Genomic DNA, 8,362 nt, shown 5'->3' with positions numbered 1-8,362 from the left:
GCGGCCTGGACGCGATCGAGCTGCGGCGCCTGCGCACCGCGCTGCGACACGCCGAGCTCGCCGCGGGCGGCGAGCGCTCCAGCGCCGACCTGCTGGTGTCTGGGCTGCGGCATCCGATCGAGCTCGACCTGATCGACACGCGCGAGGCGCGCCGCGCGTCGCGCGTCGCGGGCACGATCGCGCGGCTGCGCGAGCAGCTCGCGACCGGCGCCACGGCGCACGAGCTGCTCTGGACGGCGTGGGAGCGCTCCGGGCGGGAGCGCACGTGGGGTGCCGCGGCACGCGGCAGTGGTCCGCTCGCCGATCGCGCCGGCCGGGACCTCGACGCCGTGGTGGCGCTGTTCCAGGCGGCGAAGCGGCACGGCGAGCGCGGCGACGGCAGTCCCGCGCTGACGTTCGTGCGCGGGGTGCTCGACTCCGACGTCGCCGAGGACCGGCTCGCCGCTGCGCTGCCGGAGGAGACGGTGCAGGTGGTCACGCCGGCCGGCGCTCTCGGCGCCGAGTTCGACACCGTCGTGATCGCCGGCGTGCAGGAGGGCGTGTGGCCCAACCTGCGCGCGCGAGGGAGCCTGCTGGAGACGTGGCGGCTCGCCGACGACGCGGCGACGGATGCCGTCGACCGCCGCCGCGGCGCCCTGCACGACGAGCTGCGCCTGTTCGCGCGGGCGGTCTCGCGCGCCCGGAGCCTCCTGGTCGTGACCGCGGTGGACGACGACGACACGGGGCCGAGCGCGCTGTTCGAGTTCCTGCCCGAGCCGTACACGCCGCCCGGGGCGCATCCGCTGTCGCTGCGGGGCCTCGTCGCACAGCACCGGCGCGCCCTCACCGACCCGCGCGCGACCGCGGCCGAGCGCGCGCAGGCGCCCGGCCAGCTGGCCCTGCTGGCCGCGGCGGGCGTTCCCGGAGCCGATCCGTCCGAGTGGTACGGCGTGCCGGAGCCGTCGTCCGCCGCGCCGCTCCGCGACCTCGCGCGCGAGGACGTGCGCGTGTCTCCGTCGCGCCTGCACGCGCTGGAGGAGTGCGAGCTGAACTGGGTGCTCGGCGACCTCGGCGCCGATCCCGGCGGCAGCAGCGCCGGGCTCGGCACGATCATCCACGCCGCGCTCGAGACGTCGTCCGGCAGCGACGAGGCGGCGCTGTGGCAGGCCGTCGAGGCACGTTGGGGCGAGTTGGAGTTCGAGGCGCCGTGGCGGGATCGGGCTGAGCAGCGTCGTGCGCGGGCCCTCGTGGCCCAGCTCGCCGACTACCTGCGCGGGTTCGAGGCCTCCGGCGGGCGCCTGGTCGGCGCCGAGCCGCACTTCGAGATCCCGATCCCGCTCGACGACGCTCCGGATGCGGTAGCCGACGACGACGGTGAGACCCGCGCGCACGGCGCGATCCTGAGCGGCTACATCGACCGCGTCGAGCTGACCGCCGAGGGTGCCGTCGTGATCGTCGACCTCAAGACCGGCAGGAACGAGCCGGTCACCGATCGCGCCGTGGCCGACCATCCGCAGCTGGCGGCGTACCAGCTCGCGTTCGAGCGAGGTGCGATCCCCGAGGTCGCCGGCCTCGCCTCGGGCGGGGCGAAGCTGCTGGTGCTCCGTTCGCGCGGCGCGAAGGCCGCGGCGACTCCTCGTCAGCCGCCGTTCGACGACGACGCGCGCGCGGCGTTCCTCGACCGCGTGCACGGGGCGGTCCGCGTCATGCGCGGCGACGCCTTCACGGCGCCGTACGAGGAGCACTGCCGCGACGAGCACTCGTACGGGCTGTGCCGCATCCACACCGTCGGCGCGGTGAGCTCCGCATGACCGCCGACACTCCGCGCCTCTCGCCCGAGGCGATCGCCGCCGCGCTCGGCCAGTTCCCGCCCACGGCGGAGCAGTCGCGCGTGGTGTCCGCTCCGCTCGCGCCCGCCCTCGTGGTCGCCGGAGCCGGCAGCGGCAAGACCGAGACGATGGCGGCGCGGGTCGTGTGGCTCGTCGCGAACGGGCTCGTCCGCCGCGACCAGGTGCTGGGCCTCACCTTCACGCGCAAGGCCGCGGGCGAGCTCGCCGAGCGCATCCGTCGCCGCCTCGCCCGGCTCGGCGAGTTCGAGCGCCGCGGGCTGCTGCCGCACCTGCCGCTCCTGCACGCCGAGGGGCTGCTCGACGCGTTCGGCGAGCTGGAGCGCTCCGGCGCCCCCGAGGCGGCGCGCCGTGCTCGCCTCGACGACCTCGTGCGGCGGGTCGGAACGCGCGCGGGCGACGGCGACGGGCCGACGGATGCCTCGTCCGCCGACGCCCTGCTCGATCGCCCGACCGTGGCGACCTACAACAGCTTCGCCGACGCGATCGTGCGCGAGCACGCGGTGCGCGCCGGTCGTGACGCCGAGGCCGCCGTCCTCAGCGAGCCCGCGGCCTGGCTGCTGATGCGGCGCGTCGTGCTCGCCTCCGACGACCCCCGGCTGGAGACGCGCGAGGAGGCGCTGCGCACGATCGTCGACGGGGCGCTCCGCATCGCCCGCGACAGCGTGGACAACCGTGTCGACCTCGACGAGCTGGCCGCCTTCGCCGCGGGGTTCGCGGACGTGCGCGAACGCCCCTCGCAGCGCAAGGGCGTCACGGTCTACAAGGACGTCGCGGACGCGGCGGCGAGGGTCGGCGGGCTCGAGGTGCTCGTCGCCCTGGCGGGCGAGTATCGCGATCGCAAGCGCCGCCTCGGCGTCATCGACTTCTCCGACCAGGTCGCCGGCGCGTTCGAGGTCGTGCGGGGCCATCGCGCCGTCGTGGACGAGCTGCGCGACCGCTACCGCGTCGTGCTCCTCGACGAGTACCAGGACACCTCGGTGCTCCAGACCGAGCTCCTGGCCGCCGCGTTCGCGGGCACCGCGGTCATGGCCGTCGGCGATCCGCACCAGTCGATCTACGGCTGGCGCGGCGCCAGCGCGGGCAACCTCGGCGGCTTCGCGGACGCGTTCGCCGGCCGCACCGAGACGGGAGCGCCGGCTTCCGGCGGCGACTGCGCGCGCTTCTCGCTCATGACGAGCTGGCGGGGCAGCGTCGACGTGCTCACCGCGGCCGACGCCGTGCTCGCGCCCCTCGCGGCCTCGTCCCCGCTTCCCGTCGAGCCGCTGCGCCCGCGGCCTGGGGCCCCGCGCGGCGACGTCGCGGTCGTGTTCGAGACCGACCTCGACGCCGAGGCCGATCGCGTGGCGGCGTGGTTCGCGGAGGTGCGCGACGCCCGCGCGGCGGCGGGGGAGCCCACCACCGGGGCCGTGCTGTTCCGCAGCAAGAAGCACATGAACCGGTTCGCCGAGGCGCTCGGGCGCCGCGGCATCCCGCACCGCATCCTCGGCCTCGGGGGGCTCCTCTCCACGCCCGAGGTCGTCGACGTCGTCGCGGCCCTGCGCGTGCTCAGCGACCCGCAGGCAGGCTCCGCGCTGATCCGCCTGCTCGCCGGCCCGCGCTGGAGCATCGGCCTCGCAGATCTCCGCGCCCTCGGCGATCTCGCGACGCGGCTGGCCCGCCACGACGCCGCGCTGCAGCCGCTCCCGCCCGAGGTCGTCGGCGACGACCGCGGCTCGCTCGTCGAGGCGCTGGACTTCGTGGCGCGGCATCCGCTCGACCACGGCTGGCTCGCCGGCTTCACCGAGACGGCGCGCGAGCGGCTCGCCGACGCCGGCGCCGTCTTCGCCGGGCTCCGCCGCTCGGTCGGGCTGCCGATCCCCGAGCTCGTCCGCGTCGTCGAGACCGAGCTGCGCCTCGACATCGAGCTCGCCGCCAACGAGGCGCGAGGTCCGGTGCGCCTCGCCGGCGACCAGCTGCGCGCCTTCGTCGACGAGCTGCACGGCTTCCTCGCCACCGACGAGAGCGGGTCGCTGCCGAACCTCCTCGCCTGGCTCGACCGCGCCGAGCGGCTCGACGAGTTCGCACCGCGCACCGAGCCGCCCGAGGACGACGTCGTGCAGCTGCTCACGATCCACGGCTCGAAGGGACTGGAGTGGGACGCGGTCGCCGTCGTGCGCTGCGTCGAGGACGAGCTGCCCACGCGCTTCCGCGACGGCAAGGGGTGGCTCGGCTTCGGCGTGCTGCCCTACGGGTTCCGCGGCGACGCGCCGTGGCTGCCGCGCCTCCGCTGGGAGCGGCACGACGCGCCCACGCAGCAGCAGCTCAAGGCCGCGCTCGACGAGTTCGCCGCGGCGCTGCGGAGCCGGCACGTCGACGAGGAGCGCCGGCTCGCATACGTCGCGGTCACGCGCGCTCGCGACCATCTGCTGCTGAGCGGCGCGAGCTGGTCGGGCACGAAGTCCTCCCGCGCGCCGAGCCGCTTCCTGCACGAGATCGCCGCGGCGCTGGGGCTGCTCTCGGTGGCGTCGGAGGGCGATCTCGACAACCCCTACCTCGGCCGCCGGCAGACGCTGCGATGGCCGCTCGATCCGCTCGGAGCGCGGGGCGAGGTCGTGCGGGCGGCTGCCGCGGCGGTGCGACGGGCCCAGGCGGCGCCGCCGGCCGCTGCGAGCCGCGACCTCGAGCTGCTGCTCGCCGAGCGGGCCGAGCGCACCTCGGAGCGGGTCGGGCAGGCGCCCACGCGCATCCCGGCGTCGCGCTACAAGGAGTTCGCCGGCGACCTCGGCGCGGCGATCGCGGCGCTCGCACGTCCCCTGCCCGAGCGTCCGTACCGGCAGACCCGCCTGGGCACGCTGTTCCACTCGTGGGTGGAGCAGCGCTCCGGACTCGGCGGGGCGGGAGCGTCGCTCGACGATCCGCTCTGGTTCGGCGACGCCGAGCCCGCCGGCGGCGGCGACGCCGAGGCGCTCGACCGGCTCGTGGCGAACTTCCTGTCGTCGGAGTGGGCCGACCTGCAGCCGCTCGAGGTCGAGACCGAGATCGACCTCGCCGTCGACGACCTGCTCGGCGACGGCCGCCCGCACGTCGTGATCTGCAAGCTCGACGCCGTCTACCGTCGCGACGACCGCGGCGGGCGCATCGAGATCGTGGACTGGAAGACCGGCCGGGCGCCGCGCACCGAGGCGGAGCGGGCCGAGCGGATGCTGCAGCTCGAGCTCTACCGCCGCGCGTACCACGCGAAGCACGGCGTGCCGCTCGACCGGATCGACGTGGCGCTCTACTACGTCGCCGACGACCTCGTCATCCGCGGCTGACGGTGGTCGAGCTCGCTGCTACGCGGACTCGGTCCAGCGGCGGAGGGCGTTCTGCGCCGCCTCGTCGCGAGCGCCGGCGTCGTCGGCACCGGCATCCGGCGCCTGCGGCGACCAGTCCGACAGCTCGATCGGCGACGTGGCGATGTCGGCGTGCGGGGCGCGGTCGGTCGCGGCGGGCGTCGTGAACGCGCTCATGGTCGCGGGGTCGTACGCGTCCGTCTGCATCGAGGTGTCGACGAGCTCGGCGGCGGTGTCGGGCACGCGCGCGAGGAGCGCGAGCGCGTCGTCGACGTTGACGCCCTCGCGGGTCAGCAGCGGCTCGTCGCGCACGTTCTCGTCGAGCGCTTCGAGCAGACCCACGGCATCGGTCACGATCGACTCCGAGCCGACCGTGTGCCCGTGCACGAGCCACTTCGCGAACTCCAGCTCGGCGTACAGGCGGGCCCTGGCCACCACCAGCGGGTCGAGCGCACGACCCGAGGCCGTCGCGTAGGCGCTCAGCACCTCGTCGCGCGCGAGCGGCGTGGCCGAGGTCCAGCGCAGGTCGACGGCGGGGTCGCCGACGCTGAGACCGCCCCACGAGAGCAGGCCCGTGACCGACGGGATGCCGTCGGCGTCGGCGAGCAGGAACGCGCCGGGCTCGACGCCGCCGAGCGTGACCGTGGTCTCGAACCGCCACAGCGGCTCGGCCGCGAGCGCCTGGCTCCAGCGGCGGAGCAGGCCGAACGGGAGGCGCCCGGTGGCCTCGGCGCGGTCGAGCAGGCGCTCGGCGTCGTCGCGGATCTGGGCGGACGTGCGAAGCGGCAGACCGGCGTCGCGCACGACGGTGTGCGGCAGGTCGTGGACCGCGGCGATGGCGGCGGCGATCGCGGTCGCGACGCCGGGACCGGCCGGGATGTGCGGACCGTCGACGCGGTAGCCCTCGAGCAGGGTCTCCACGAGCACGAAGGCACCGCCCGCCGACGACTCGCCGACGACCTCCGGAGCCTCGAACGGCACGACACCGCGGACCCCGGGAGTGAGGGCCCGCAGCGCGTGCACCTCGGCGCGGAGCTCGGCGTCGGCCTCGGCGTCGACGGGCACCCGGACGACGACGCGACGGCCGTCGTCGAGGGTCACGACGGCGCTGTCGTAGCGGCCGGAGGCGCCTTCGGTGAGCGCTCCGACGCGCACGACGCTCACCTGCGGGAGAGCGGAGGCGACCGACGCGGCTAGAGTGAGCGGTGAGCGTGCCATGCCCCCCAGGGTAGGTGGATCACGCCCCGGCGCCTTCGCGCCACGCCCGGCAAGAGAGGTCCTCGATGACGATGAAGACCACCCGCCCGCGCCCCGTCCTCCCGACGACCGGCATCGATCGTGCGGGTCAGGAGCGGCTCGATCCCGATCTGGTGGAGCGCCTGCGGGCCGACTCCGGCACGCACGTGCTCGTGGTTCAAGACGACCGTGCCGCACTCACGGCCGACCGCACGCTGCGCTTCGTCGCGCCGGGCGATGTGCGCGAGAACGCGCAGTGGGCGTTCCTGGGTCGGGATGCCGAGGGCGCCGGCCTTCTCGTGGCCGCGCTGTCGGCCGACGCCACGGTCGCCGACGACGCGCAGGACTGGGTGCCGCTGCGCACGATCGGCGGGGAGCTGTCGGATGCCGAGGCGGGCCTCCTCGTCGAGGCGGTGTGCCTCAGCCGCTGGTTGCGGGACGCGCCGTTCTGCGCGGCCTGCGGCGAGCGCACGCAGCTCAGCATGGCCGGATGGTCGCGCCTGTGCTCCGGCTGCCGACGCGAGCACTTCCCTCGCAACGACCCGGCGGTCATCGTCGCGGTCATCGACGCGAGCGGCGAGCGGCTGCTCCTCGGGCAGAACGCGCTGTGGGCCGCCGAGGGCCGCTACTCCACGTTCGCCGGGTTCGTCGAGGCGGGGGAGTCGCTCGAGACCGCGGTCGTGCGCGAGGTCGAGGAGGAGGCGGGCGTGCGCGTCACCGACCTGCGCTACCGCGGATCGCAGGCCTGGCCGTATCCCCGCTCGCTCATGCTCGGCTTCGAGGCGACCGCGATCGACGCGGACGAGGCGCGGCCCGACGGCGACGAGATCGTCCGCGTGCGCTGGTTCACGCGGGCCGAGGCGGCTGCGGCGATGGCGGGGGAGGGCGACGCGCGACTGCCCGGGGCGGCGTCGATCGCGCACCGGCTGATCGCGGGCTGGCTCGCCGGATGACGGAACGGGCACTCGAGGGGCTCGACGAACGGCAGCGCGAAGCGGCATCCGCCGTCCGCGGCCCGGTGTGCGTGCTGGCCGGAGCCGGCACCGGCAAGACCCGCGTCCTCACGCATCGCATCGCCTACGCGGTCGACGTCGGCGCCTACTCGCCGCAGCGGGTCATGGCGCTGAGCTTCACGACGAAGGCGGCCGGCGAGCTGCGCGGCCGGCTGCGGGCGCTCGGCGTGCACGGCGTGTCGGCGCGCACCTTCCATTCCGCCGCGCTCGCGCAGCTCAACTACTTCTGGCCACAGCTGACCGGCGACAGCGCGCCCGCGATCGTCGACCACAAGGTGCGGCTGCTGTCGCAGGCGGCCGACGAGCTGGGGCTCGGGCTCGACACGACCGCGCTGCGCGACGTCGCGAGCCACATCGAGTGGCGCAAGGTGACGATGCGAAGCATCGACGAGGCGGCCCGCGACCGTCCGACCGGGGCCGGCGGCCTCGGCGCGGCGCCGCTCGCCGATCTCCAGGCCCGGTACGAGAAGCTCAAGGACGCGCGCCGCCAGATCGACTTCGAGGACGTGCTGCTGGCGTGCGCGGGCATGCTGGAGTCGGAGGCCCGTGTGGCCGCCGCGGTGCGCGAGCAGTACCGGCACTTCACGGTGGACGAGTTCCAGGACGTCTCCCCGGTGCAGCAGCGGCTGCTGGAGGTGTGGCTCGGCGAGCGGCGCGACGTGTGCGTCGTGGGCGACGCGAGCCAGACCATCTACTCGTTCGCCGGCGCCGACCCCCGCTTCCTGCTCGGGTTCGCCCAGCGCTACGCCGACGCGCGCGTGGTGCGGCTGGAGACGAACTACCGATCGGATGCCGCGGTCCTCGCGGTCGCGAACGCACTCATGCGCGGGCGTCCCGGAGCCCTCGTGCTGGTGCCCGCGGCACGGGGCGCGCAGGCGTCGGGTCGGGCGGCCGACGCGGAGCGGGCGGACCGGACGCCGTCGCGCGCTGCGCCGCCGCCGCTGACCGTCGCGCCGCACGTGACGGCGTACCC

The 8,362-nt window shown here is 75.6% G+C and carries 5 protein-coding genes; 4 read left to right on the top strand and 1 reads right to left on the bottom strand.

From position 1 onward, the window contains the following. Together WML84_RS10580 and WML84_RS10575 are read left to right on the top strand one after the other, a co-directional pair. Positions 1-1,790: PD-(D/E)XK nuclease family protein (locus WML84_RS10580; RefSeq protein WP_347346109.1), on the top strand; the 1,790-nt coding region annotated here is incomplete at its 5' end. Next, on the top strand, positions 1,787-5,122 hold the full coding sequence (locus WML84_RS10575; RefSeq protein WP_347346108.1) for an ATP-dependent DNA helicase: 3,336 nt from the start codon (positions 1,787-1,789) through the stop codon (positions 5,120-5,122). The genes WML84_RS10580 and WML84_RS10575, both read left to right, overlap by 4 nt. Before the next feature lie 18 nt (positions 5,123-5,140). Here WML84_RS10575 and WML84_RS10570 read toward each other — a convergent pair whose 3' ends face one another. Next, complete coding sequence (locus WML84_RS10570; RefSeq protein WP_347346107.1) at positions 5,141-6,358, bottom strand: phosphotransferase; 1,218 nt, start codon at positions 6,356-6,358, stop codon at positions 5,141-5,143. Positions 6,359-6,423: 65 nt separating this feature from the next. Between WML84_RS10570 and nudC the strand changes: the two genes are divergently transcribed. Together nudC and WML84_RS10560 are read left to right on the top strand one after the other, a co-directional pair. Beyond that, positions 6,424-7,329: an NAD(+) diphosphatase gene (gene nudC / locus WML84_RS10565; protein ID WP_347346106.1), complete on the top strand. Its 906-nt coding sequence runs from the start codon at positions 6,424-6,426 to the stop codon at positions 7,327-7,329. Continuing rightward, on the top strand, positions 7,326-8,362 hold a 1,037-nt coding region (locus WML84_RS10560), incomplete at its 3' end, for an ATP-dependent helicase (RefSeq protein ID WP_347346105.1). The genes nudC and WML84_RS10560, both read left to right, overlap by 4 nt.

The sequence above is a fragment of the Microbacterium sp. genome (assembly GCF_039812165.1).
GTDB lineage: Bacteria > Actinomycetota > Actinomycetes > Actinomycetales > Microbacteriaceae > Microbacterium.
Note: the sequence above shows the minus strand (reverse complement) of the source record. Positions and strands in the feature narration are given on the sequence as shown.

Excerpts from the sequence above, each read along its gene's own strand:
- nudC (WP_347346106.1), top strand. The coding sequence starts at position 6,424 with ATGACGATGAAGACCACCCGCCCGCGCCCCGTCCTCCCGACGACCGGC.
- WML84_RS10575 (WP_347346108.1), top strand. The coding sequence starts at position 1,787 with ATGACCGCCGACACTCCGCGCCTCTCGCCCGAGGCGATCGCCGCCGCG.
- WML84_RS10570 (WP_347346107.1), bottom strand. The coding sequence starts at position 6,358 with ATGGCACGCTCACCGCTCACTCTAGCCGCGTCGGTCGCCTCCGCTCTC.